Here is a 25,453-nt window from a genome sequence, read left to right on the forward strand (position 1 = left end):
GGCCTGCAGGTTTGGCCTTGCGCCCTTAAACATCGCCATGCTTGTGTGCTGGAGTATCCATGACCCACGTTGTCACCGAAAACTGTATCAAGTGCAAATACACCGATTGCGTCGATGTCTGTCCGGTCGATTGCTTTCGCGAAGGCCCCAATTTTCTGGTCATCGACCCCGACGAGTGTATTGACTGCGCCGTCTGTGTGCCCGAGTGCCCTGCCAACGCTATTTTTGCCGAAGAAGACGTCCCCCAGGATCAGATGCGCTTTATCGCCATCAATGCCGAACTGTCGCCCTCGTTCGGGCAAATCAGCCGCTCGAAAGGCGGGCTGCCCGACGCCGACCAGTGGAATGGCGTGCCCGACAAAGAAAAGTACCTCGAACGCTAACGCATGACCGACAGCAAATACGCCAAGGCAACCGTACTGGGCCTGCGCGAGTGGGTGCCGGGCAAGCTGCTGTCTTTTACGGTCAGCCGCCCCGAAGGTTTCAGCTTCAAGGCCGGGCAATTTGCACGGCTGGGGCTCCCCCCCGCAGGCCAGCCCGATGCCGAACCCTCGGTCTGGCGCGCCTACTCGCTGGTTAATGGGCCCGATCAGTCTCCGCTCGAGTTCTATTCCATCGTGGTGCCGGGCGGCGAGTTCAGCCCCAGGTTGGCCGAACTAGCCCCCGGCGATACGCTCTACCTCGACCGAACGCTTTTTGGCTTTCTCACCATCGACCGCTTCGAACCGGGCGGTACGCTGTGGCTTATCGCCACCGGCACGGGTTTATCGGCTTATTTATCCATGCTGAACGACCCGGCCACCTGGGCGGCCTTCGAACACATTATTTTGGTACACGGGGTGCGCACATGCCCCGAGCTGGCCTACGGCGATGAAATCGCGCACTGGCAAAGCCGGGCAGGTACGGCGCCATTCAAGGCGCGTTTTACCTATTTGCCCATTCCCACCCAAGACACCTTGCCGGGCACGCCCCAGGCGCGTGTTACCCCCCTTATCGATAACGGTCAGCTCGAGACGCTGGCCGGGGTCAAGCTCGACCCAGCCACGCACAAAATCATGCTGTGCGGCAACCCTGCCATGGTTACCGATGCCCGCGCCTTGCTTAAAGACAAAGGCTTTGCTGTCGGGCGTCGGGGCGTGCCAGGTAATCTGGCCGTCGAAAACTACTGGTAACCCTTTAAAGGCCATAAATCCATGCTCTACGACTTGCACGAATTTCAGCGCGCTTTTTTAAACCCGCTGGCTGCGTTTACCGAGCACGGGTCCCAATTGTTTTCACACCCCTACAGCCCGCTGGCCTACACCCCCGTGTCGCGCCAAATCGCCGCCAGCTATTCGTTGGTGCACCGGTTGGGCAAAGAATACGAAAAGCCGGCCTGGGGCTTGCACGCCACCGAAATCAACGACCGTAATGTCGCTGTTCAAGACCACATTGTGTTGCGCAAGCCCTTTTGCAACCTGGTGCACTTCGAACGCGATGCACACCGCCCCGACGACCCGGTCGTACTGCTGGTAGCCCCGCTTTCGGGCCACCATGCCACCCTTTTGCGCGACACCGTCAAAGCCTTGCTGCCCAACCACAACGTTTACGTCACCGACTGGGTCGATGCGCGCATGGTGCCGCTTAGCGAAGGTCCGTTCCACTTAAACGACTATATTGCCTATATTCGCGAGTTCATGACGTTTCTAGGCGCGGGCATGCACGTGGTTTCTGTCTGCCAGCCCACCGTGCCCGTATTGGCGGCCGTTTCTCTTATGGCTGCCGAGAACGACCCCTGTCTGCCCAAAACCATGACGCTCATGGGGGGGCCCATAGACACCCGGCAGTCGCCCACCCAGGTTAACGAACTGGCCACCAACAATTCACACGGCTGGTTTGCCAACAATTTAGTTCACCGCGTACCCGCCAAGTACCCCGGCTTTGGTCGGCAGGTCTATCCGGGGTTTTTGCAGCATGCCGGCTTCATCGCCATGAACCCGGACCGGCACGCGCAATCGCATTACGATTACTACCTTGACCTGGTCAAGGGTGACAACAGCGACGCCGAAGCCCACCGACGCTTTTACGACGAATACAACGCCGTACTCGATCTGCCCGCCGAATTCTACCTGGACACCATCGACGTCGTCTTCCAGCGCCACTTGCTGCCGCGCGGCGAATGGGACGTCGATGGGCAGCGCGTTGACCCTGCCGCCATCAAAAATGTAGCGCTCTTTACCATCGAAGGCGAACTCGACGATATCTCCGGCCAGGGCCAGACGCGGGCAGCGCAAAACTTGTGCAGCAGCATCCCCAAAACGCGCAAGCAACATTACACCGCGCCGGGTTGCGGGCATTACGGTATTTTTTCGGGGCGGCGCTGGCGCGACACCATCGCCCCTCAACTCGCCGACTTCATACGCGCACATGGCTGAAGCTGTTTTGCATGGCCCCAAAAGCGTCGCCTTGGCGGACCAGATCGACGCTATTTTGCCCCAGACGCAATGCACCCAGTGCGGCTACGAAGGCTGTCGACCCTACGCCGAGGCGCTGGCGACAGGCAACGAAGCCATCAACCGCTGTCCGCCCGGCGGCGAAGCCGGTATTACCGCGCTGGCCGGCCTGCTGAACCGGCCTGCCGTACCGCTCGACCCCGACTGCGGCATGCACACTCCCCTGATGCTGGCCGTCATCGACGAAGACCATTGCATTGGCTGTACGCTGTGTCTGCAGGCCTGCCCCGTCGATGCGATTGTCGGGGCCAATAAAAAAATGCATACCGTCGTCCCCGATCTGTGCACGGGCTGCAAGCTGTGCATTCCGCCGTGCCCGGTTGACTGCATCCAGATGATGCCGGCCGGATACGACTGGACGCCCCAGCACGCCGCCACAGCTCGAGAACGCCATCAGCACCGTCAAACCCGCCTGAAGCGCAAACACCCCGAAAGTCAGGCCCTGGCCGCGCGCACCCTGAGCAATAAGGCCGCGCTAACCTCGGCTGCCGGGGGCGACGCACAGGCCCGGCAAGCAGCCATTGCGCAGGCTTTGGCGCGCGCGCGCGAACGACGCCGTCAAAGCCCATGAACAAATCCAAACGACACGAAATATTCAGCCGTTGGCAAGCGGCCAACCCGGCTCCCACCACCGAGCTGAATTTTGACAACCCGTTTCAGCTGCTTATTGCGGTCATGTTGTCGGCACAGGCAACCGACAAATCGGTAAATATTGCCACTGCACGGTTCTTTCCCACCCATGGCACACCGCAGGGTATTCTGGCCTTGGGGCTTGACGGCCTGACCGATCACATCAAGACGATCGGCCTGTTCAAAACCAAAGCGCGCAACGTCATCGAAACGTGCCGCATCCTGATCGAGCAACACGACGGCCAGGTTCCCGAAACACGCGAGGCCCTCGAGGCCCTGCCCGGCGTGGGTCGAAAAACAGCCAATGTCGTGCTGAACACCGCCTTCGGGCACCCGACCATCGCTGTTGACACACATATTTTCCGCGTCGCCAACCGCACGGGCATTGCGCCCGGCAAGACGGTGCTCGACGTCGAAAAACGCCTTGAACGTGTCATTCCCAAAGAGTTTCTGGTTGATTCACACCACTGGATTCTGCTGCACGGCCGCTATATATGCGTAGCCCGAAAGCCCAAATGCCCGCAATGTGGTATTGCCGACCTGTGTGAATACAAACAAAAAACAAATCCGTACTGACCCTGTCGGGGATTTCCATGTCATGAGAAACCCCCATAGCCAATTGTGCCGGTAAAACACATACTTAAGTCAGGCCCGTTAGCGCCTGACACCCAAAACCACGCACAATAAAAAGGGGGGAAACCTTGGCTCACCCCGCTCTCGAAATCAGCCGGCTTAATGCCTGGTACGACCAATTTCACGTGCTGCGCGGGGTCGACCTGACCGTCAGCCCGGGGCAAGTCGTGTGCCTTCTGGGTAACCCCGGGTCGGGCCGAACCACCGTCTTGCGCGCCATTTTGGGGTTGACCGGGCCACGCAGCGGTTCCATACGCATCAATGGGACTGAATCCATCCATATGCCGGCCAGCCAGATCCGCCATCTGGGCCTAAGCTACTGCCCCGAAGAACACCACCTTGTCGACGAACTAAGTTGCGAAGAGAACCTTTTGCTACCCGTCGAAGGCGCATCGACTTTAGGCGGCGGGATGTCGCTGGCCGATATCTACGATATTTTCCCTGCCTTCAAGCCCTTTCAGCACCAACCCATCGCCCACCTTTCTACACCCGAGCGCCAGTTGCTGGCGGTTGCCCGGGCGCTTCGGCTGGGCACCAATGTGTTGCTGCTCGATGAAATCCACGACAGCCTGAATCCAGTCATTGCATCGGCAATGCACCGTGCCTTGTCTATGCTTAAAGCGCAGCACTACACCATCGTCATGGCCGGCGAAACCCCGGGGGCTGCGGCCAATATCGCCGATCACTACTACGTCATACAAAACGGTACGCTTGCCGACGATTATGCCCCCAGCCCAAGCTGGGCCGACGCCGCGGTACAGGCCGAGCAAACCAGCTGGCGTACCGGCTAAAAAAAACCTGCGTGTTGCACAGTGCAACACGCAGGTTTTTATAAGTTTACTACCTTGCCGGGCCAGCCTGCCCAACACCATTGGTACCGGGCGGCGGGCTAAAAATTACTGCGCTCAGGCCACTTCCGCTTCTTTTTTGTTACCCAAACCCAGGTAACTTTCGATAACGCGCGGGTTGTCGGCCAGATCTTTGGCCGGGCCTTCAAGAACGATATCGCCGGTTTCGAGCACATAGCCGTAGTCGGCGACTTGCAGCGCGGCACGGGCATTTTGCTCGACCAGCAAAATAGACACCCCGGTACGACGCAGTCGGGCAATGATATGGAAAATTTCACGCACGATACGCGGCGCCAGGCCCAGACTGGGTTCGTCGAGCATGAGCAATTGGGGCTGCGCCATTAACGCCCGACCGACCGCCAGCATCTGGCGCTCGCCGCCTGACAGCGTTCCGGCCTCTTGGGTACGCCGCTCACGCAAGCGCGGAAACAGCTCGAAAACCTCTTCGATTTTGTCTCTCCAGCCGGCGACACCTGCACGATACAAGCGGAAACCGCCCAACAACAGATTGTCTTCGACCGACATGCTGCCGAACAGCTCACGCGATTCGGGGACCAGACACATCCCCCCCGCCACGCGCTGCTCGACCTGCCAGCTGGAGACGTCTTGGCCCAGATAACTGACCTGGCCGGCGCTGTGCCCATTGGCGGGCAAAGAGCCCATGATGGAATTAAGCAAGGTCGACTTGCCGGCACCGTTACCGCCAATAACTGTCACGATACTGCCTGGCGCCACCTGAATATTGGCGCCGCTTAGTGCAGTGACCTTGCCATACTGGGTTACCAGGCCGTTAACCTGCAAAACTGCTTTTTCTGTAGTCGTCATGCTGTTCCCCCTGCGGCTGCAGGCGACGGGGCGGCTGCGTCTTCGCCGTCAATATCAAGATCATCGTCAATCCCGCCCAGATACGCCTCGAGTACGGCCGGGTTGGTTTGCACTTCGGAGGGCAGACCTTCTGCGATTTTGGTACCGAAGTCCATAACCACCAGATGGTCGGTCAGGTTCATGACGAAGTCCATGTCGTGCTCTACCAGCAAGATGCTCATGCCTTCTTGACGAAGCTGATCAAGCACTTTGGCCAGTTCTTGTTTTTCTTTGTAGCGCAAACCTGCGGCCGGCTCGTCGAGCAGCAACAAGACCGGGTCGGCGGCCAAGGCGCGGGCAATTTCAAGAATACGCTGTTGCCCCAGCGCCAGATTACCGGCCTGCTCGTAGAGATAGTCGCCCAGACCAACGCGCTGCAGCTGCTTGGCAGCTTCGTGCAGGAGCTCGGCCTCGCTGCGACGGTCGGTATGCAATGTGGCCGAAACCACACCGACTTCGCGGCGCAAATGCGCGCCTATGGCCACGTTCTCAAGTACCGTCATGGTGGGCAGCAGCTGCACGTGCTGGAAAGTACGGCCGACACCCAGCTTGGCGATTTCGCGTGAGGGGAGTTTATCGAGGCGGTTACCCAGGAATTCGACTCGGCCCTTGGTAACAGGCAATACGCCGGTGATCAGGTTAAACGTTGTACTTTTACCTGCACCGTTGGGGCCGATAAGACCCATGATTTCGCCGGCCTTGAGCTTGAAGCTGATGTCGTTGACGGCCACCAGACCACCAAACTCTTTACGGGCGTTTTCAACCTCGAGCACCAATGTGCCGACCTCGGGGCGCGCGCGACGCGGCAGTTCGGCCGCTTCGGGTGGCGGGGGCAGCTTACGCTGAGTCGTTTGGCCGGTAACCGTGCGCCATACCGACGCCAGCATGGGCCAGACGCCATCGCGGGCGTACTGCAATACCAGCACCATAAAAATACCAAACACCACCAGTTCGAAGTTGGCGGTGGTATCGATAATCGCCGGCAACACGTTCTGGATTTGGTCTTTGAGTGTCAGGATGAGACTGGAACCGACAACTGCGCCCCAAACACTGCTGCTACCCCCGACAACGGCCATAAACAGGTATTCGATGCCGTAGTTAAGACCGAACGGGCTGGGGCTGACGGCGCGCTGCATATGGGCATACAACCAGCCCGACACGCATGACAGCAAGGCCGCATATACAAAAATAATAACTTTGTAATTGGCCATGTTGATGCCGAAAGACTCGGCCATGACCGACCCGCTTTTAAGCGCACGAATGGCACGACCGGGGCGCGAATGAAGCAGATTGTGCGTAGCCCACAGCGACAACAGGACCGCTACCCAGATCAGGTAGAAGATCTCGCGACCACTGGACAGGCTCATGCCAAAGAAATTAATGGCCTGAATACCTGCAATACCGTCGTACTGCCCCAGCATTTCGAGGTTACCGAACAGGTAATACAACGACAGGCTCCAGGCAATGGTGCCCAGCGGCAAATAGTGGCCCGACAAGCGCAGCGTGATAGCCCCCAATAAATAGGCGACCAGCAAGGTAAGCACCAAGCCAAACAACAACGCCAACCAGGGCGACCAGGCCATGGCCGTAGTGAGATAGGCCGTAGAGTATGCCCCCAAACCTACAAATGCGGCCTGACCAAAAGACGTAAGGCCACCCACGCCTGTAAGCAGCACAAGCCCCAGAACCACCAGCGAAGCCAGGCCAATGTAGTTGAGTTGGGTAATCCAGAACTCTGGCGTAGACCCCATAAGCGGCAATGCCGCCAGAACAACAATAAAAACAGCAAGAATAAGTCGATTCATGGCGTCAATCCTCGTCATCGTGATGGCCGGCGGAGCCAAACGAACGCCATAACAACACTGGAATAATCAGCGTAAACACAATTACCTCTTTGTAGGCACTGGCCCAGAAGGACGAAAATGCCTCGAGAATCCCGACAAACAGTGCACCGAGGGCGGCCAACGGATAGCTGACCAACCCACCCACAATGGCGGCAACGAAGCCCTTGAGGCCAATAAGGAAGCCGGTGTCGTAGTAAATGGTGGTGACCGGTGAAATAAGCATGCCCGAAAGCGCACCAATAGCAGCAGCCAGCGTAAACGTGAGACTGCCCGACATATTGGTGCTGATACCCACCAGACGCGCACCGCGGCGATTAACAGCGGTTGCACGCAACGCACGGCCATACAGCGTTTTGCCGAAGAACAACCAGAGGGCGATGATAAGGATTGCGCAAGTTACCAGTACAAAGAATGTTTGCGCCGACCAGATGACCGCGCCGAACTGGATTTCGCCTTCCATGAACGACGGCGTACGCCAGCCTTCGGCACCAAAGAACACCAGCCCCAGACCCAGCATGGCAAAGTGAACTGCCACCGAGATGATGAGCAAGACCAGCACGCTGGCCTCGGCCACGGGTTGATACGCCAGACGGTAAATCATGGGGCCCAGGGGGATCACCAGGGCAAGCGCAAACACCACGCTAAGCCACAGCGGCGTGTTTTCGCCGACCACATAGGGTGCCAGCAAATACAGGGCAATGGGCAATACCAATGTACCCAGCGCTGCCTTGGGCAAGCGCTTCCAGTCGTTGCGACGGACGGCAGAGAACAGTTCGAGGGCGAAGGTTGCAACACCGACAATAAGCAGCAAGGCCACCGTACCGGGAATTTGGCCGTTGACCATGAACGCCAACGTAAGCGCGCCATAGGCGACGAACTCGCCCTGCGGAATGAAAACGACACGCGTGACCAGGAAGACCAACACCAGAGCCAGCCCCAACAGCGCATAAACTGCACCGTTAAGCACGCCGTCCTGGAGCAAAATGAAAAAGATTGTTGAGTCCATCTATCGAAACACCAATAAATATAAAGATGGGGAACGCCGGATGCGCATCCCGAAGGCCAGAAATGGCGAAAATGGATCAGCGCATCGGGAAAACATCTAAGTGCATTTTGACTCCTCGTATTAGTAGATTTATGGCGAGCGCGATTGTTAACCGGCCGACTTTTTGGACTTAAACAAACAGCCGCAAAGTTAACATAGTTTGGTGGGTCGGGAATCTAGGGGATTCCCTGCATAAATCGACTTGTTGTTCGACTTTAAACCACCAAAACGCCGTGCAATAAATCGCCGGAATCTTCGCTCGGAAGGAACCAAAATCAATCAGGAAAGTCGATTAACATTGCGGGTTGAGAAATTACAGGCATTCGCGCATTCGAAGGAAGGCAGCATGGATAAAGTCATCAAAACAGAGGCCGAGTGGCAGGCGCAACTTAGCCCCGAAGCGTTTTATGTCACGCGTCAGAAAGGTACCGAACGTGCGTTTACGGGCCAGTACTGGAATACCACCCAGGCCGGCACGTATCGGTGCGTGTGTTGCGGCACGGCATTGTTCAGGTCCGATACAAAATTTGATGCAGGTTGCGGCTGGCCCAGCTACTTCGAACCCATCGACAGCAACCTTATCCGCGAAGAGCAAGACACCAGTCATGGCATGATTCGTACCGAGGTCATGTGCGCGGTATGCGACGCCCATCTGGGTCACGTCTTTCCCGACGGCCCACCGCCTACCGGTCTGCGCTACTGCATCAACTCGCTGTCACTTTCGTTCGAACCCGACGCATGAAAAAATTTCTGTTCGACCTGTTCCCGCTAATTCTGTTCTTCGCCGCCTTCAAGCTGGCCGACAGCATGTATGTCGCCACCGCGGTCGCTATTGCCGCCAGCGTCGCCCAGTTTGTTTGGCTCAAAGCCACCAAAAAAACCATCGAAGCCACACACTGGATCAACCTGACCGTCATCGTCTTGTTTGGCGGCGCCACCCTGGTCTTGCAAAACGACGCCTTCATCAAATGGAAACCCACGGTGCTGTACTGGATATTCGCGGCTATATTGCTGGCCGGGAAATGGTTCTTTGGCCGTAACCTGCTACAAAAGGTCATGGGCACCCAAATCGAACTCCCCCCCAGCGTCTGGGACAAAATGAACTACAGCTGGTCGGCCTTCTTTATTGCGTCCGGCGCACTGAACCTGTATGTTGCGTTCTCAGGCCAGTTCACCGAGTCGCAGTGGGTCAATTTCAAGGTGTTCGGCCTCATGGCGCTTTTGCTGGTATTTGTCGTGGCTCAATCCATCTGGCTCAGCCGTCACATCAAAGACACCTCCGAGCCCTCCTGAACCCTTTTATTTTGCCCCTATGACCAAAGAACGCATCGACCTGGTTCACAGCCGCCTTCAGGCCCTCGAACCCACCCAACTCGACATCATCGACGAGTCGCATTTGCATGCCGGCCATGCCGGCAGCGAATCGGGGGCCAGCCATTTACGTGTCATTATCACGTCGCCACAGTTCGAGGGTTTACGCGCCTTGCAACGCCATCGCCTCGTGTATGATCAAGTCAGCGACCTCATCCCTTTTCCAATTCACGCCTTGGCCATCGTGGCCAACACCAACTAAACGCTCAAGGAAGTTTATGAAGAAGCTCGTCATGTTCGCAGCCGCCTGCGCCATTTCTGTTCCTGTTTATGCACAAAATGTCGCAACGGTTAACGGCAAACCCATTACACAGGCGCAAATCGACCAGTTCGTTACCTTGCTGGTTGGCCAGGGCGCCCAAGACACGCCGCAGTTGCGCGAACAGGTCAAACAAGAAATGATCGGGCGTATGGTCGCCGTTCAGGCCGCCGAGCGCGCACGCCTTGATCGCCAGGAAGACGTCAAGCAAGAACTTGAAATGGCGCGCCAAAGCATTCTGGTTCGCGCCCTGATGGAAGACTACCTGAAGCAAAACCCGGTCACCGACCAGGAAATTCAGGCAGAGTACGACGAAATCAAAAAAGCCCAGGCCGATGCCAAAGAATACAAAGTCAGCCATATTTTGGTCGCTGACGAAGGCAAGGCCAAAGAACTGACCCAAAAAATCAAGGCCAAAGAAATCAGCTTCGAAGACGCCGCCAAGGCCGACTCAATCGACCCGGGCAGCGCCAAAGAAGGCGGCTCGCTGGGTTGGGCACAGGCCAGCAACTACGTGCCTGAATTTGCCGAAGCCGTCGAACGCCTGAAAAACGGCGAAATGACGGCCGAACCCGTCAAGTCGCAGTTTGGCTGGCATATCGTTCGCGTCGACGACTCCCGTGCCGTCAGCTTCCCCGAACTGGCCGAAGTCAAGCCGCAACTCGAAGAAATGATGCGCCAGGAAAAGCTGGCCCAGTACCAGAAAGACCTGATGGACCAGGCCAAAATTCAGTAAGTTCTGGCCAAGGCTCAAAAGTACCTTTAGCTCAGCAAAGCAACACCCCAAAAGTTGGACAAAATCCAACGTTCGGGGTGTTGTTCATTTTTAAAAGCCACTTTTCTGCCACAACGTTTTTCTGCGGTCACGGTTTCTTTGCCGGGGCAGTTTTTTGCTGAAGCGTTTATTTACCCAGACAGCGCTATGCCAAAGCCGCGTTTTTATCCGGCACCCAACATCTCTACCAACTGGGCCTCGTCAATAATTGTCACTCCCAGCTCGGCCGCCTTGGCCAGTTTGCTGCCCGCATCGGCCCCGGCCACCACATAAGCCGTCTTTTTCGATACTGACCCGCTCACCTTACCGCCCGCAGCCATAATCATGCGGGTGGCTTCGTCGCGTGTCAGGGTGGGCAATGTGCCCGTCAGGACCAGCGTTTTACCCGATAACAACTGCTGAACCGGCTCGGCGTCGGCCTGGGCATGCACACCCGCCTGTTCAAGCGCATCGATAACTTCACGGTTATGCGCTTCGGCGAAAAACTCAAGGATGGCCTGGGCCACAACCGGACCGACGTCGGGCACCGAAAGCAAGGCGGCCTCGTCGGCCTGCATGACCGCCCGCAACGCCCCGAAATGACGGGCCAGGTCGCGCGCTGTCGTTTCGCCGACATGGCGTATACCCAACGCAAACAACAACCGCCCCAAAGAGGGCGTACGTGCTTTTTCTATCGCGGCAACCAGATTTTCGGCAGACTTTCGGCCCATGCGTTCGAACAACAACAGGTCTTCGACACGCAACGAAAACAAGTCGGCCAGCGACTTGACCCTGCCCGAGTCGACCAGTTGCTCGACCAGTTTTTCGCCCAGGCCCTCGATGTCGAGCGCCTTGCGCCCGGCCGCATGCAGCAGACTTTGCTTGCGCTGAGCCGCGCAAAACAAACCACCAGTGCAGCGCGAAATGGCCTCGCCATCGGGCCGATGTACCGCCGAACCGCACACAGGACACTGCGTGGGCATCTGAAAGACAACGGCGCCCTCGGGCCGGCGTTCGAGCACCGGGCCGACAATTTCGGGGATGACATCACCGGCACGACGCACAATCACGGTATCGCCGATACGCACATCTTTGCGCCGAATTTCGTCTTCGTTGTGCAGCGTTGCATTAGTGACCGTTACGCCCCCGACAAACACCGGCTTTAAGCGGGCGACGGGCGTAATGGCGCCGGTACGTCCCACCTGGATATCGATACCCAACAACGTGGTGGTTTCTTCTTGGGCCGGAAACTTGTGCGCCAGCGCAAAACGCGGGGCACGCGCCACAAAGCCAAGCACGCTCTGGGCCTGCAGGCTGTTTACTTTGTAAACCACGCCATCGATATCGAACGGCAGCGTGGGCCGCCGGGCCCCAACCCCGCTGTAGAACGCCAGCAAACCTTCGGCGCCGCTTACCACGGCACGATCGGGGCTGACCGGCAAGCCCAGGGTATGGAACCAATCGAGCATACCCGACTGCGTCTGCTTGCCTTCGGTCGAAAGCTCGCCCCAACCATACGCATAAAAACGCAACGGGCGCCGCGCCGCGATGCGCGGGTCAAGCTGACGCAAACTGCCGGCCGCCGCATTACGCGGGTTCACAAAAATCTTTTCGCCACGCGCTTGCTGCTCACGGTTGAGGCGCTCGAAATCCTGGGTATTGATAAATACTTCGCCGCGTACCTCGAGTATGTCGGGCGCATCGCCAGGCAGCTCGAGCGGCACCGAACGCAGGGTGCGAATATTGTGGGTGACGTCCTCGCCCTGAAGACCGTCACCCCGGGTAGCCGCCTGCACCAGGCGCCCTCTTTCGTAGCGCAAAGAAACAGCCAGACCATCAAACTTGTACTCGGCCTGATACTCGACCTGGCCGCCGGCCGGCAACAGACCGCTATCGCGCAACGCGTCTGCAACCCTGCGGTCGAAGGCCTGAATGGCTGCGTCATCGAAACCGTTATCGAGCGACAGCATGGGCACCGCATGGCGAACCGAGGCAAATGCGGCCATTGGCGCCGCGCCCACGCGCTGGGACGGCGATTCGGGCGTTACCAACTGCGGGTACTGTGCTTCGAGGGCCTGAAGTTGCGCCATCAGCCGATCGTATTCGGCATCGGAAACAACCGGCGCGTCGTGCGCGTAGTAACGGATATTGTGCTGATTGATTTCTTGCCGCAGGGCGTCGACCTGCGCCTGCACTTGTGCAGGTACCAACGAAGTCGATGTCACGAGAACAACCTTGCCGTACGCTCGGAACCGGGGGCAAAGCCCGCCTGCGTCAGTTGGGCGTACATGGCCGCCAATTGCTTGTCTATGGTGGCGTCGGACGCCTCGGACACCGGACGTCCCTGATCGTCAACCAGCACGGCGTCAAGACGCTGCGCCAGGTCTCGGCCGACACTGGCCATCCGGCTGAACGCCTGCGCATCGGCCGGGCTGTTCGGGAGATCGAGCAGCAGGTCGATACGCCCGACACGATCGGCCAGAAAAGCCGGGGCGGGAGAGCCGTCGAACATCAGGGTAAACCGGGCGGCGCCAGACTCGGCAACCCAGGCCATATGCGCGCCAACCCGGGCAAACCCAGCCTCGATAACCGTATCGCGCACGCGTGCTGCCGGCAGGGGCGACGGCAACTGCACGGCCAGCCCCACCTGGGCGTCGAGCCCCGCACACGTTGCGTCGAGCGCGGCAGCCTGCGCCACCACATCGTCTTGTTCAGGCCCTTCGACGGCGCCGTCAAACTTTTCGGCCAGCGCCTGGGCGGCCGTCCAAAGCTGCGACCATTCGATATCGGTCATGGGGCCGCTGCGGTTGGCCAGCAGCACGGCTATCTGCAACGAAGCGCACGCCTGGCCGGCAGGTAAACCGGCGCAATGTGCGCCATCGGGCAATTCGGAGAAATAACGCAACGGACGAACGTCGGCCGGAATGAGCGCCTTGGCCGCTTCGGCCAGATCGCCAGATTGCACGGGTTGCGCAAACACAATATCAATAACGGCTTCGCAAACTGCATCAACTTCGTCGGGCTCGGCGGCGACATCACGACGCGTGTGAGTGCCTTCGTGACGTTCCCCGGCAACATCATCGGGCAGGCCAGGCTCTTTGCGACCGACGACCGGGGGCAACCCGCCCAGCAATGGGTCTTCTTCTGTTTGAGGAAACTGGGCCTGCATACGTTTGCGCACGCTGCGATCTTGCCACCAGTTGTACGCCAGTACACCCAAAAGGATCACAACACCCAGGGCAATTAACCCGATCTGAAAATCACTCATGCCATTTCCGCCTAGCGGCCCCTGATTCCTGTCATAGTCATACCTGAGCCAACTGCATGGCCGACTCGATATCGACTGCCACGATGCGTGATACACCCTGCTCTTGCATGGTAACCCCAATCAACTGCCTGGCCATCTGCATCGCGATTTTGTTGTGAGAAATAAATAAAAACTGTGTCTGGTCGCTCATGCTGCCCACCAGCTTCGCGTAACGTTCGGTATTGGCATCGTCAAGCGGCGCATCGACTTCGTCCAACAAACAAAACGGTGCCGGATTAAGTTTAAACAACGCAAACACCAGCGCTGTCGCCGTAAGCGCCTTTTCGCCACCCGACAGCAGATGAATGGTGCTGTTGCGTTTGCCGGGCGGCTGCGCCATGACTTGCACGCCTGCATCGAGAATTTCGTCGCCGGTAATGATAAGCCGGGCCTCGCCGCCCCCAAAAAGCCGGGGAAACAACTCGCCAAAATGGTGATTGACGGTGTCGAACGTGCCCTGAAGCAGTTCACGGGTTTCTTTGTCGATTTTACGGATGGCGTCTTCAAGCGTCTCGATGGCGCGACGTAAATCGGCATGCTGGGCATCGAGATAATCTTTACGCTGACGCGATTGATTCAGTTCGTCGAGCGCAGCCAAATTTACCGCGCCCAGCGCATCGACTTCGCGGGAAATTCGCTGAACCTCGGACTGCAACCACCCAACACGCTGCCAGGTTTCGGGCTGAGTATCCAAAAAACGCCGCAGCTCATCGCGATCGACCTGCTGGGCATCGAGCTGTTCAGAATACTGTTCGACGGTCAGTCGGGCCGCCTGCTCTTGCAACTGAAGCTCGGTAATGCGCGAACGCAAGGGTTCGAGCACACGCTCGTTAGCCAGACGCTGCTCATCGGCCTCGCGCAAGGCTGCCGCCAGGTTATCCATTTCGATGCGCGCCTGGGCCAGGTCATCTTCGCAAGCGGCACGGGTCTCGAGGGCATCTTGCAGGCCGGCCTCGGCGGCCGACGCGTCAAGCTCGAACAACTCGCCCTGCAGCGACTCAAGCTCGTCGGTAGCGCGTCGCGACTGTGCTTGCGCCAGCTCGAGATTGCGCTGAAGGTCGGCCAGGCGCGACTGCAGCGCTCGCGCCGAGAATTGCGACTCTTGCACGCGCCGCTCAAGGTCGCGTACCGCAGTACGCGCTGTCTCGGCCTCTTGAGCAAGGCGCTCGCCCGAGATTTCGGCATCGGCAAACTGTGTTTGCAAGTCAGCCAGCTCAAGGTCAAGTGTCTCGAAACGAGCCTCGGCCTCTTCGCGCGATGCCGCGAGGGTATCAAGCTCGGTATCAATTTCGGCCTGTTCTTCCTGAATACGGCCGGCCCGCTGGCCGGACTGCTCAGCCTGCTGATGCAGCCGGGAATACGTGAGCTGCACATCGTGCGTTCGGCGCGTCAGCTCGGCCACACGGGTACGCGCCGGCGCCATGGCCTGCGACACGCTTTGCCAGGCAGCTTCTGCTCGGACAACCGCCGACAAGGCCTGATCGGCAATCAATTGTTGGGCCTTGATCTCGCGATGCAGGTTTTCAATTTCTTGCTGGCGCGCCAGCATGCCAGCCTGCTCTGAGTCGGCGGCATAAAAACGCACGCTATGCGCGTCGATAAGGTGCCCTTCTTTGACCACAAAAACCCCACCGGGTGGCAACGCGTTTCGGTGAGCCAGCGCCTGACTCAGATCGTCGGCACGAAAAACGCCTGCCAGCCAGCCGTCAAGCAAGGTGCGCAGGTCGGGATCAACTGTTTTAAGCAGCGTGGTCAGGGGTTGCAGCCCCTGCGGCGCGTCGGGTGACGGCGCAGCCACCGGGCGTTGATAAAACGCCAGACGCGCAGGTGGCGGATCTTGGGCAAAAGCCCTGGCATGTTCGATTTGACGAATTTCAAGGCCGGCCAGGCATTCTTGCAGCACCGCCTCGAGAGCAGCTTCCCAGCCAGGTTCGATGTGCAGCTTTTGCCACAACCTGGCCAAACCGGTCAGCTCGTGTTTTTCGAGCCACGGTTGCAATGCGCCACGCTTCTGAACGTCTTCTTGCAGCTTAACCAAGGCCGCGAGTCGGGCTTCGAGACGTGAAACACCTGAAGACTCAGCTCGGGCCGCTTCCTGGGCCTGATGGCGGCGACCGTCGAGATCGGGTAATTGCGCCTCAAGCTCAAGCACCTGGGCTTGCGCCTCTTCGAGCTGGGTTTCGAGCATGCCCAGTTCGCCACGCAGCCGGTCGAGCTCGGCCGTGTCGGGCACGTTCATATCGCGCAGCTCGTTGGTCAGGCGTTCGCGCCGCAGGCGCAATGCTTCGATCTGGCGCGCGGCATCGGCCTGGGTCTGCGCCACCAGCGCCAGATTTTGCTCAACCCTGGACAGCACCTGACGCATTTCGTCGCGCGATGCACCTGCCGCGCGAACCCGTGCATCGATGTCGGGCAGACGTTCGGCAGCGGCTTCAGCTTGTGCTTGCAAGACCTCGGTTTGCCCGTTCAGGGTCTCGATTTCTTCGAGCGTCTCTTCGATTTGCCCGGCGCAGTGCGTCGCTTGATCTTGCCATTCTTGTTGCTGGGCCTGAAGCTGGGCACGGCGTGCCTGAACCCGCGAACGGGAATCTACAACATGACGGATTTCGGCTTCGAGGCGGCTGACCAGCGCGCCGGCTTCGTAGAGCTTGCCCTGCGCAGTATGCACGCGATCGCTGGCTTGATAATGCGCCTGGCGACGTGACTCAAGGTCGGCTTCGGTTCGACGGAGCCCGGCAATCGCACCCTCGAGTTCGGTTTGCGCCTGCTCGATCGCCGCAAATCGCGCTTTTTGATCGCCTTTGGCGGCTGCTTCACGCAACAACCAGAGTGCGCGTTGCTTTTGCTCTCCCTCGGATTGCAGCCCCCGGTATCGCGCAGCCACCTCGGCCTGACCCTCGAGTTTCTCGAGCTGGGTGTCGAGTTCACGCAGAATATCTTCGAGACGGGTCAGGTTTTCACGCGTATCAGACAACCGGTTCTCGGTTTCGCGACGGCGTTCTTTATAGCGTGAAACCCCGGCGGCCTCTTCGAGATAAACCCGCAACTCGTCGGGCTTGGCCTCGATGAGGCGATTGATCATGCCCTGACCAATAATGGCGTAGCCCCGTGACCCCAGCCCCGTACCCAGAAAGATATCGTGAATATCACGACGACGGACCTGCTGATTATTGATGTAGTAACTACTGGTGCCGTCACGTGTCAGGACGCGGCGCACCGCAATTTCAGCATAGGTGCTCCATTGCCCCACCGCCCGGCCATCGGCATTGTCGAACACCAGCTCTACCGACGCGCGCGCCGCCGGCTTACGCTGGCCCGACCCGTTAAAAATGACGTCTTGCATCGACTCGCCGCGCAGCTCGGACGCCCGGGTTTCGCCCAGCACCCAGCGCACGGCATCGATAATATTTGACTTGCCACAGCCGTTCGGACCCACCACACCGACCAGTTGACTGGGTGTAGGTATGACGGTAGGTTCGACAAACGACTTAAAGCCGGCAAGTTTGATTTGTGAAAGACGCACGATGAAAGAAATCGGGGCTGCGGCAACGGCAAAATTTTAACGCCTAATAATACCCCAGCCCTGCATTGTTCAAGCTGAAGCTATACTTCAAATCTTGTTGCCTTTGGCAAACCTTAAAAAGTCCTTAAAATTAGCTCGCCACTCATTTTTCAACCCCCCTTTCACCGAGAACCAACTTGAAAAAAGGCTTTTATCTGGTCATGACAGCCCAGGCGTTATCGTCTCTGGCCGACAACGCCCTGCTCATTGCAGCGATCGCGCTTATTGCCGACCTGCAAGGCCCTGACTGGATGGCGCCCATGATGAAATGGTGGTTTGCCCTGGCTTATGTCGTGCTGGCGGCGTTTGTCGGTGCGTTTGCCGACGCTTTCCCCAAAGGGAAGGTCATGTTCGCCACCAACGCCGTGAAACTGGCGGGTTGCCTGCTCATGTTCAGTTACCAAAGTCTGGGGTTCGAAACCACCGGGCAACTGGGGCTGATTTTTGCGGCCTACACCCTGGTAGGTATTGGCGCAGCGGCCTACTCACCGGCCAAATACGGCATCGTGACCGAAATGCTTCCGCCCGACCAGCTCGTCAAGGGCAACAGCTGGATCGAAGGCCTGACGGTCCTGTCCATTATCTTTGGTACGGTACTCGGCGGCGTGCTTATCAACCCGCATGTCTCCGAAATGCTGCTCAGCCATGCCTGGATCAGCGCGGTCGTCGACACACGCGCTGAAGCCGCCATTTTCATCATCGGTTTCATCTATTTGCTGGCGGCAAGCTGCAACCTGCTTATTCCAGGCACTAATGTCAGCTACCCCAAGCAACAAACCAACCCGGTCAAGCTGGTGCGCGAATTCAGCTATTACGTCAAAACGCTCTGGCGCGACAAGCTTGGGCAAATTTCTCTGGCGGTCACCACCCTGTTCTGGGGTGCCGGAGCAACACTGCAGCTTATTCTTATCGAGTGGGGCGCCCAGCACCTGGGCTACCGGCTTGACCAGGCGTCTATCCTGATGGGGGTTGCCGCAGTGGGTACCATTGTGGGGGCCGTAGTTGCCGGACGTGTACCACTTAAAAAAGCCTTGGGCGTTTTGCCCTTGGGGGTCGTCATGGGCTTTACGGTATTGCTTATGCCCCTGGTGTACGAGCCCTGGGCCGTCTATGCCTTGCTTATGCTGATTGGCGGTTTAAGTGGTTTCTTTGTGGTGCCCATGAACGCCATGCTGCAACATCGCGGCCACGTATTGCTGTCGGCGGGCCATTCTATTGCAGTACAAAACTTCAACGAGCAATTGAATATCTTGTTGATGCTGGCCACGTACAGCCTGATGCTCTGGCTGAAACTGCCCATTAATATCATTATCGTCATCTTCGGCGTGCTGGTTGCCAGCCTGATGGCGGTGTTTATTCGGTGGAACCGCTTAAACCACCAGCGCGACCCTTCGCTGCAAGACCAGATCGGACAGCACGGCCACGGCCAGGCGCTGCACTAGACAGCCAGGGCCGACCTGGCAAGGTGCAAATCTTGCCAGGCGGCCGCCTTGTATTGACCCCGCAACAATAACGACGCGGGGTGGTGCGTTACTACCATGGGGATATCCACCCCACAATCGGTATAACGATGCACCTGACCTCGCAATTGGTCGAGACTGGCCCGCTGCCCCACCAATGCCTGGGCCGCCTGCCACCCCAGCACCAGCAGGCCACTGGGCCGAACCAGCCCGATTTGCTGCTGCAAATAGGGCAAACAGGCCTGGATTTCGTCGGCGCGGGGCGTCCGCCCGCCCTTTGGACGGCATTTAAGCAAATTGGTATAAAACACCGAAGCCTGCGGAAGAATGCCTGCCGCCGAAAGCATGGTGCTTAAAAGTTCGCCCGCTTTGCCCTGAAACGGCAGCCCCAGGTGGTCGTCGTGATCGCCAGGCGCCTCGCCGATAATCATCCAGTGAGGCGCATTGGCCATGCCGTCGCCAAACACCGTTTGATGGCGACTTGCATGCAAACCGCAGGCCTGACAACTCGCCACAGTTTGGGCTAGAAGCGCAAGGTCGGTGGGCAAATCAACCCGTTGCACCGGTTGGGGGGGGACGGGGTCAGCAGGCGAAGTAGCCGCCGGCTTTTGAGGCACGGGTTGCATCGGCTCCCGGTGCATCGGTGCAGCCCCGACAGCCGCGTCTGTACGTCTGGAAGCCGAGGTTCCTTGACCCGCGGGGACATTAACAGGTGCAACGCCGGCCCCTGGCGCAACTCGCGCAGGCGCAAACAGAGCCGACGTATCGGCCAGCGTAGCCAGCAATTTGCGATCGACGCCCAGTTCGGCCAGCCAGGCCGCCTGGGTGGCCGTCAAGGCGACGGCAGGGTGCACAGGCATCGTCATGACCGCCCCGCCAGGGGTTCGAGCCCCTTTTGCAATACCAACGCATCTTCGCGCGGGTGGCTTCCGTTGGGATAATAGCCCTTGCGCAAACCTACTTGAACAAAGCCCCTGTTGGTGTAAAACGCGACCGCCGCCTGGTTGGACGGGCGCACTTCGAGCAAAAGTGCCGGCAAGCCCGCCTGCCGGGTTTCGAGCTCGGCCTGACGCAGCAACCGATAGCCCAGACCCTGACGCTGCATGACAGGCGACACAGCAATAAGCAACAAATGAGCAACATCGGGCGCATGCTGAACCACACTGAAGCCAACGACCTGTTCGCCAAGCAGGGCAACTTTGGCGCTATACCCTGCTTTGAGCGCATCGGCGAAATTGCCGCGCGTCCAGGGGTGAGACTGCACCCGGGCCTCAAGCGCGGCGACTGCGTCCAGGTGCGCTTCAGACATAGACAAAAGCTGAACTTCTGACTGCGTTTTTGGATTGCCGCCCATCCCTTGTTGGCGCTCTGCTGTTGTATACGCCACTTTGTCGCGCACATACAGCGGTGCGGCTTGCGCCGGTTGCACCACCTGCCCGGCTTTTAAAAAACGGCGGGCCTGCTGCGCCACGGCCGCACCGGTTGCACGCACAGGCAAACCCAACCTTACCGGGCGCTCGGTATCGGCCAACGACAGCACCCCCGGCAGCACCAGCCCCGGGTAGGCGTCAAGCGCATCACCAATAATGGCCACCGGGCCAGGCCACGCAACCTGCCACTGACGCGCCTGCCGGCCCAGCCAGAAGACAAAGTCGTCGACACCGACCAGGGTTGCCGCCTGAAGCTCGACCAGATCGCCATTGGGCTCGGGGACATAAACCGCTACATAGATTTCGTTCATGCGGGCGTCTTGCGCCACAACGCGAATGGCATCGTTGTGAGTGTCTGCGGCGGCAGCCGCCAGCAACGAAGGCACCGGCACCACCGGCAAACCCAACGCATACGACAAACCCTGCGCCACACCGCAAGCGACGCGCAAGCCCGTAAAACCGCCCGGCCCTTGCCCAAAGGCTATGGCCGACAAGTCGGTACGGGCAATGCCGGCCCGATCAAGGGCTTCTTGCACCATCGGCAGCAAACGCTCGGCGTGTTCGCCTGTGCCGTCGTGGCTGACGACATGCGTGCTTTCGTGGCCGTCAACCACCGACAGCAAGGCCACGTCGCAAACGCGCGACGAGGTTTCCAGAGCGAGAATATGCAGATTCATACCGTTATTTTAAGGGGTGATTCCCCGACATTTGGCCATCGTCCAAAAATTTGCTACCCGAACCGGCACCGGAGTGCTAATCTTGACTTGCCCTGTAAAAAGGGGTGATCCGTGTGTCGCCAACGTAAAAATGGTAAGCCCCGTTTCTACGAAATCCTTAATGTGTAATATCTTGCTACCGGCCTCTTCACGGGCCCAGCCGACCCTGTTACATTTTCGACCATGAATACTCATACACCGCCTCCTACCCGAAAAATCCTCGTTGTCGACGACGATCCGCGGCTACGCGACTTGCTGCGCCGCTATCTGACCGAACAGGGGTTCAACGTCTTCGTCGCCGAAGACGGCAAAGAAATGAGCAAACTATGGCAGCGCGAGCACTTCGACCTGCTGGTGCTCGACCTCATGTTGCCGGGCGAAGATGGTCTGTCGATATGCCGCCGCCTTCGCGGCAGTCACGACAACACCCCCATCATCATGCTCACGGCCAAAGCCGAAGAAATCGATCGCATCGTCGGGCTCGAAATGGGCGCAGACGACTATCTGTCCAAGCCCTTCAACCCGCGCGAACTTCTGGCGCGCGTCAATGCCATCTTGCGCCGACGCGGGACCGAAGAGCACCCCGGCGCCCCCAGCCAGGAAAACGAGTCCATCGAGTTCGGGCCTTACGTACTTAATTTGTCTACGCGTACGCTCACCCGCGACAACGAGCCGGTCCCCATCACTACCGGCGAATTCTCGGTCCTGAAGGTGTTTGCGCGTCATCCCAAAATCCCCCTGTCGCGCGACAAACTCATGGAACTCGCCCGCGGCCGCGAATACGAAGCCTTCGATCGTAGTCTCGACGTCCAGATCTCCCGTCTGCGCAAACTCATCGAACCCAACCCGTCCAAGCCCGTTTTCATCCAGACGGTCTGGGGTCTGGGTTACGTGTTCATCCCCGATGGCGGTAGCTAATCCGCCGGGCGTGCCGGTTTGCTGATTCATCGTTACATGCCAATATTTCAGCAACACTACGAGCGCCTCAGGTCAAAAGTCCGGCTGGGTCTTTTCAGCCGGTCTTTTTTATTGCTGGCCCTGCTCATGCTGGTCAGCCTGGGGGCATGGCTCGAAGTCTTCTTCAGCATGGAAGAAGGCCCCCGTGCCATCCAGATGGCACAACGCGTCAGCACGTCGCTCAGCATCACCCGGTCGGCGCTTATTTACGCGCCTATCGATATGCGACCTTCGCTGCTGCTCGATCTGGCCACCAAAGAAAGCCTCCGGATCCAGCCGCGCGAGCCGTCAGACGAGCTCGAGCCCTTGCCCAACTCCAACTACTGGAATCATGTCGTTGCCGAAATCAAAAACCGGCTGGGTCCCGACGCTCAGGTCATGTGGTCGGTCAACAAGGTACCCGGCATCTGGGTCAGCTTTGAAATCAACGACGACCGGTTCTGGCTGGTATTCGATCGCGAACAACTTGGGCTGGCCGCGGGCATAGAATGGTTCTGGTGGGGCGTAACCGCGCTGCTGCTGGCCCTGGTTGGGTCGGCGATCAGCGTGCGCTTTGTCAACCGGCCATTATCGCAACTGGCCAAAGTTACGCAGCAATTGTCCCGGGGTGAAATCCCGTCGCCATTGCCCGAAGACGGGCCGCTCGAAATCCAGGAAATCAACATCGCCTTCAACCGCATGACCCAAGACTTGCGGCAAACAGAGGCAGACCGCGAAATCATGCTGGCCGGTATTTCGCACGACTTGCGCACCCCCCTGGCCCGAATGCGGCTTGAAATCGAAATGAGCAATGTCAGCGACGAAACACGGCAAGCCATTGACCAGGATCTGGCCCAGATAGATCACAGCATTGGGCAGCTTATGGAGTACGCGCGACCTGCAACATCGCCGCCCGAAATCGGTGTCAACGTCAGCGAAGTCCTCGAAGACCTGTTCGACCGAGAAAAATCACATACCGAAACGCTGCGTGGGCACCTTAATGGCGAAATTGCCCCGGGCCTTATCGTACGCATTGCGCCCATCGACCTGAAACGCATCGTCAGCAACCTCATCGAAAATGCACGTCGTTATGGCCGTTCACCCATCGATGACACCTGCTATATCGACCTGAACGCGTGGGCCGAGGGCAATAAAGTCATCGTACAAGTGGCTGATCGGGGTTCAGGCATTGCGCCCTCCGAAGTCCAGCGGCTGCTGCGCCCTTTCTCTCGTGGCGAAACCGCCCGCACCGGCGTCAGCGGCGCAGGGCTTGGGCTGGCGATTGTCGAACGCCTGCTGGGCCATGTCGGCGGGCGCCTCAAGCTCAGCAACCGGTCACCCAACGGTCTGGTCGCCCGCATCGAGCTGCCGCGCGGGTAATATCAGCACCTTGGGCATAACCCTGAGATGCCCTTTTTACACGCTTGCTTGCCTTACAATGGGCTAAAACACCCATGTATCGGGCCTACCCGATCACTGCAGGAGCACGCATGAAAACTGTTGGCGACAAACTCGAACCCTTCAAAGTCATCGGGGTCAAACCCGGGTTCACACACCACGAAGAAAACGGCGTTTCGGCCTTCGAGGACATCACCGAAAGCTCATTCCCGGGCAAATGGAAGGTCATTTATTTTTATCCCAAAGACTTTACTTTCGTCTGCCCGACCGAAATCATTGGTTTTAACGCGCTGTCGGCCGAATTCGACAGCCGGGACGCCATCCTCATGGGTGGGTCGTCTGACAACGAGTACGTCAAACTGGCCTGGCGCCGCGAAAGCACCGATCTCGAAAAACTGGCCCATTTCCAGTTTTCAGACACGGCAGGCGCACTGATTGACCAGTTAGGCATTCGTGAAAAACTCGAAGGCGTGGCGTTGCGCGCCACGTTTATTGTCGACCCCGACAACGTTATCCAGCACGTATCGGTTAACAATCTGGCGGTAGGCCGCAACCCGAAAGAAATTTTGCGCACACTCGATGCCCTGCAAACCGACGAGCTGTGCGCCTGCGCACGCGAAGTGGGTGGCGAGACCCTGTAGAGCCCTGTAGGGCCGTTAGCCGTCGAGCGGCAACAGCAAGGCAACGGCGTTGGCGGCAATACCCTCTTTGCGGCCCAGATGCCCCAGGCCCTCGTTGGTTTTGGCCTTCAGGTTTACCTGTGAAGCCTCAAGGCCCAGGTCTTGGGTAATGCACTGCACCATGGCGCCAATGTACGGCGCCATTTTAGGCGCCTGCGCATGAATCGTGGCGTCAATATTACCCACCTGCCAACCCGCGGCCCTAACCCTGGCGTAGGCTTCGCGCAGTAAAACGCGGCTGTCGGCCCCTTTATAGGCCGGGTCGGTGTCAGGGAAATGACGGCCAATATCGCCCAGACCGGCACCGCCCAGCAGGGCGTCTGTTAAGGCGTGCAACAGTACATCGGCATCAGAGTGACCTGCCAGGCCCTTGTCGTAAGGGACACTGACCCCGCCTATGATCAAGGGGCGCCCTTGCACCAATGCATGCACGTCGAACCCTTGCCCTACCCGAAACGGCAATTTCATAACCATTTTTCCATCAGTTCAAAATCTTCAGGCCAGGTGACCTTGAAATTACGCACCGACCCGGCCACAAGCCGTGGCGCAACACCCAGCAGTTCTACCGCTGACGCTTCGTCGGTAATGTCTTTATTACTTTGCAGTGCTGCCTGAAGCGCGCACAGCAACACGCCAGCCTGGAACATTTGCGGCGTTTGCGCCAGCCACAGGCCGTCGCGCGACACCGTTTGCGCCACCACAGCCACTGCCGGCTGGGCCGCAGGCGCTGCCCCCGTCAAGACGCAGGTTTCGGGAACCGGTTGTGCGCCGGCTCTTTTGACCGTGTCGGGTACCGGCTGGGCCAGCAACGCGCCCTGGCCCTCGGCCAGACAAACATCGATAAGCCGCGACAGCGCCGGCAGGGGCAAGCCAGGCCTTGCCGCGTCGTGGACCAATACCCAATCGTCGTGGGCAAGGTCGGCATCTTCGAGAGCGGCCAGCACGGTATGTGCGCGGCTGGGGCCACCGCAAGGCCGAAACACCGTGCGATCAAGACCCTGCAACGCTGCAGCGGCCTGGGGGTCAGCGGCCGATACCGCCACCCTGACCTGATCAACGCGCGAATCGGCCAGCAAAGCCTCGACAGCCCAGCGAAGCATGGGCTTACCTTGTAGCAAACGATACTGCTTGGGCTGATCGGCCGGGTCGCGCTGTGCGCGTTGACCCACACCTGCAGCAGGCACGATGGCAATAATTTTCTTGGACATAGAAAGAGATTTTATA

General features: G+C 58.7%; 24 protein-coding genes. 14 read left to right on the forward strand and 10 right to left on the reverse strand.

What is annotated here, in order from left to right:
* The first annotated feature begins 59 nt into the window (after nt 1-59).
* From fdxA to GTU67_RS02065, 6 genes are all read left to right on the forward strand, one after another.
* Complete coding sequence (fdxA, locus tag GTU67_RS02040; RefSeq protein WP_093969086.1) at nt 60-383, forward strand: ferredoxin FdxA; 324 nt, start codon at nt 60-62, stop codon at nt 381-383.
* A 3-nt stretch (nt 384-386) separates the two neighbouring features.
* Entirely contained in the window at nt 387-1,172 is a 786-nt protein-coding gene (locus tag GTU67_RS02045) for a ferredoxin--NADP reductase (RefSeq protein ID WP_185778515.1), read from the forward strand.
* Nucleotides 1,173-1,193: 21 nt separating this feature from the next.
* Complete coding sequence (locus GTU67_RS02050) at nt 1,194-2,414, forward strand: polyhydroxyalkanoate depolymerase (RefSeq protein WP_185778516.1); 1,221 nt, start codon at nt 1,194-1,196, stop codon at nt 2,412-2,414.
* Nucleotides 2,407-3,063 (forward strand): electron transport complex subunit RsxB, encoded by a 657-nt coding sequence (gene rsxB, locus GTU67_RS02055; protein ID WP_185778517.1) that lies wholly within the window; start codon nt 2,407-2,409, stop codon nt 3,061-3,063. Before GTU67_RS02050 ends, rsxB begins: the two co-directional genes overlap by 8 nt.
* The gene (gene nth / locus GTU67_RS02060; RefSeq protein ID WP_185778518.1) at nt 3,060-3,698 is read left to right on the forward strand and encodes an endonuclease III; all 639 of its coding nucleotides are present in this window, start codon (nt 3,060-3,062) and stop codon (nt 3,696-3,698) included. The genes rsxB and nth overlap by 4 nt, the downstream gene beginning before the upstream one ends.
* Before the next feature lie 125 nt (nt 3,699-3,823).
* Nucleotides 3,824-4,546 (forward strand): ABC transporter ATP-binding protein, encoded by a 723-nt coding sequence (locus GTU67_RS02065; protein ID WP_185778519.1) that lies wholly within the window; start codon nt 3,824-3,826, stop codon nt 4,544-4,546.
* 114 nt (nt 4,547-4,660) lie between these two features.
* Here the strand turns inward: GTU67_RS02065 and GTU67_RS02070 are convergent, their stop codons facing one another.
* The 3 genes from GTU67_RS02070 to GTU67_RS02080 are packed head-to-tail and all read right to left on the reverse strand — an operon-like array spanning nt 4,661 to nt 8,317.
* The gene (locus GTU67_RS02070; RefSeq protein WP_185778520.1) at nt 4,661-5,428 is read right to left on the reverse strand and encodes an ABC transporter ATP-binding protein; all 768 of its coding nucleotides are present in this window, start codon (nt 5,426-5,428) and stop codon (nt 4,661-4,663) included.
* On the reverse strand, nt 5,425-7,272 hold the full coding sequence (locus GTU67_RS02075; RefSeq protein ID WP_185778521.1) for a branched-chain amino acid ABC transporter ATP-binding protein/permease: 1,848 nt from the start codon (nt 7,270-7,272) through the stop codon (nt 5,425-5,427). Before GTU67_RS02075 ends, GTU67_RS02070 begins: the two co-directional genes overlap by 4 nt.
* A gap of 4 nt (nt 7,273-7,276) precedes the next feature.
* Nucleotides 7,277-8,317 (reverse strand): branched-chain amino acid ABC transporter permease, encoded by a 1,041-nt coding sequence (locus GTU67_RS02080; protein WP_185778522.1) that lies wholly within the window; start codon nt 8,315-8,317, stop codon nt 7,277-7,279.
* Between the two features lie 385 nt (nt 8,318-8,702).
* Here GTU67_RS02080 and msrB point away from each other — a divergent pair, with 385 nt between their 5' ends.
* From msrB to GTU67_RS02100, 4 genes are read left to right on the forward strand one after another with little or no spacing between them, the layout of a single operon-like run.
* Complete coding sequence (msrB, locus tag GTU67_RS02085) at nt 8,703-9,098, forward strand: peptide-methionine (R)-S-oxide reductase MsrB (protein WP_185778523.1); 396 nt, start codon at nt 8,703-8,705, stop codon at nt 9,096-9,098.
* Nucleotides 9,095-9,649 (forward strand): septation protein A, encoded by a 555-nt coding sequence (locus GTU67_RS02090; protein WP_185778524.1) that lies wholly within the window; start codon nt 9,095-9,097, stop codon nt 9,647-9,649. Before msrB ends, GTU67_RS02090 begins: the two co-directional genes overlap by 4 nt.
* 19 nt (nt 9,650-9,668) lie before the next feature.
* On the forward strand, nt 9,669-9,929 hold the full coding sequence (locus GTU67_RS02095) for a BolA family protein (protein WP_185778525.1): 261 nt from the start codon (nt 9,669-9,671) through the stop codon (nt 9,927-9,929).
* A 16-nt stretch (nt 9,930-9,945) separates the two neighbouring features.
* Nucleotides 9,946-10,722: a peptidylprolyl isomerase gene (locus tag GTU67_RS02100; protein ID WP_185778526.1), complete on the forward strand. Its 777-nt coding sequence runs from the start codon at nt 9,946-9,948 to the stop codon at nt 10,720-10,722.
* A 203-nt stretch (nt 10,723-10,925) separates the two neighbouring features.
* Here the strand turns inward: GTU67_RS02100 and ligA are convergent, their stop codons facing one another.
* The 3 genes from ligA to smc are packed head-to-tail and all read right to left on the reverse strand — an operon-like array spanning nt 10,926 to nt 17,570.
* Complete coding sequence (gene ligA / locus GTU67_RS02105) at nt 10,926-12,965, reverse strand: NAD-dependent DNA ligase LigA (protein WP_346726956.1); 2,040 nt, start codon at nt 12,963-12,965, stop codon at nt 10,926-10,928.
* The gene (locus GTU67_RS02110; RefSeq protein WP_185778527.1) at nt 12,962-14,008 is read right to left on the reverse strand and encodes a cell division protein ZipA C-terminal FtsZ-binding domain-containing protein; all 1,047 of its coding nucleotides are present in this window, start codon (nt 14,006-14,008) and stop codon (nt 12,962-12,964) included. Before GTU67_RS02110 ends, ligA begins: the two co-directional genes overlap by 4 nt.
* A 37-nt stretch (nt 14,009-14,045) precedes the next feature.
* Complete coding sequence (gene smc / locus GTU67_RS02115; RefSeq protein ID WP_185778528.1) at nt 14,046-17,570, reverse strand: chromosome segregation protein SMC; 3,525 nt, start codon at nt 17,568-17,570, stop codon at nt 14,046-14,048.
* Between the two features lie 176 nt (nt 17,571-17,746).
* On the opposite strand from smc, the gene lplT reads away from it, so the two are divergent.
* Nucleotides 17,747-19,051: a lysophospholipid transporter LplT gene (gene lplT, locus GTU67_RS02120; RefSeq protein ID WP_185778529.1), complete on the forward strand. Its 1,305-nt coding sequence runs from the start codon at nt 17,747-17,749 to the stop codon at nt 19,049-19,051.
* Here lplT and GTU67_RS02125 read toward each other — a convergent pair.
* Together GTU67_RS02125 and tsaB are read right to left on the reverse strand one after the other, a co-directional pair.
* Entirely contained in the window at nt 19,048-19,935 is an 888-nt protein-coding gene (locus GTU67_RS02125; RefSeq protein ID WP_185778530.1) for a uracil-DNA glycosylase, read from the reverse strand. The genes lplT and GTU67_RS02125 overlap by 4 nt on opposite strands.
* On the reverse strand, nt 19,932-21,176 hold the full coding sequence (tsaB, locus tag GTU67_RS02130; protein ID WP_185778531.1) for a tRNA (adenosine(37)-N6)-threonylcarbamoyltransferase complex dimerization subunit type 1 TsaB: 1,245 nt from the start codon (nt 21,174-21,176) through the stop codon (nt 19,932-19,934). The genes GTU67_RS02125 and tsaB overlap by 4 nt, the downstream gene beginning before the upstream one ends.
* A gap of 222 nt (nt 21,177-21,398) precedes the next feature.
* On the opposite strand from tsaB, the gene ompR reads away from it, so the two are divergent.
* From ompR to GTU67_RS02145, 3 genes are all read left to right on the forward strand, one after another.
* The gene (ompR, locus tag GTU67_RS02135) at nt 21,399-22,133 is read left to right on the forward strand and encodes an osmolarity response regulator transcription factor OmpR (RefSeq protein WP_185778532.1); all 735 of its coding nucleotides are present in this window, start codon (nt 21,399-21,401) and stop codon (nt 22,131-22,133) included.
* 18 nt (nt 22,134-22,151) lie between these two features.
* Nucleotides 22,152-23,531 carry a sensor histidine kinase gene (locus tag GTU67_RS02140; RefSeq protein ID WP_488153841.1) on the forward strand — a complete coding sequence of 460 codons (1,380 nt, stop codon included), beginning with the start codon at nt 22,152-22,154 and terminating at the stop codon, nt 23,529-23,531.
* A 110-nt stretch (nt 23,532-23,641) separates the two neighbouring features.
* Nucleotides 23,642-24,190: a peroxiredoxin gene (locus tag GTU67_RS02145; protein WP_185778533.1), complete on the forward strand. Its 549-nt coding sequence runs from the start codon at nt 23,642-23,644 to the stop codon at nt 24,188-24,190.
* 15 nt (nt 24,191-24,205) lie between these two features.
* Here the strand turns inward: GTU67_RS02145 and ispF are convergent, their stop codons facing one another.
* Both ispF and ispD read right to left on the reverse strand, forming a co-directional pair.
* Nucleotides 24,206-24,697, reverse strand: coding sequence for a 2-C-methyl-D-erythritol 2,4-cyclodiphosphate synthase (ispF, locus tag GTU67_RS02150; RefSeq protein ID WP_185778534.1), 492 nt, complete (start codon nt 24,695-24,697; stop codon nt 24,206-24,208).
* Nucleotides 24,694-25,437 carry a 2-C-methyl-D-erythritol 4-phosphate cytidylyltransferase gene (ispD, locus tag GTU67_RS02155; RefSeq protein ID WP_185778535.1) on the reverse strand — a complete coding sequence of 248 codons (744 nt, stop codon included), beginning with the start codon at nt 25,435-25,437 and terminating at the stop codon, nt 24,694-24,696. Before ispD ends, ispF begins: the two co-directional genes overlap by 4 nt.
* Between the last annotated feature and the right edge of the window lie 16 nt (nt 25,438-25,453).

The sequence above is a fragment of the Pusillimonas minor genome (assembly GCF_014237865.1).
Classification (GTDB): Bacteria; Pseudomonadota; Gammaproteobacteria; order Burkholderiales; family Burkholderiaceae_B; genus Neopusillimonas; species Neopusillimonas minor.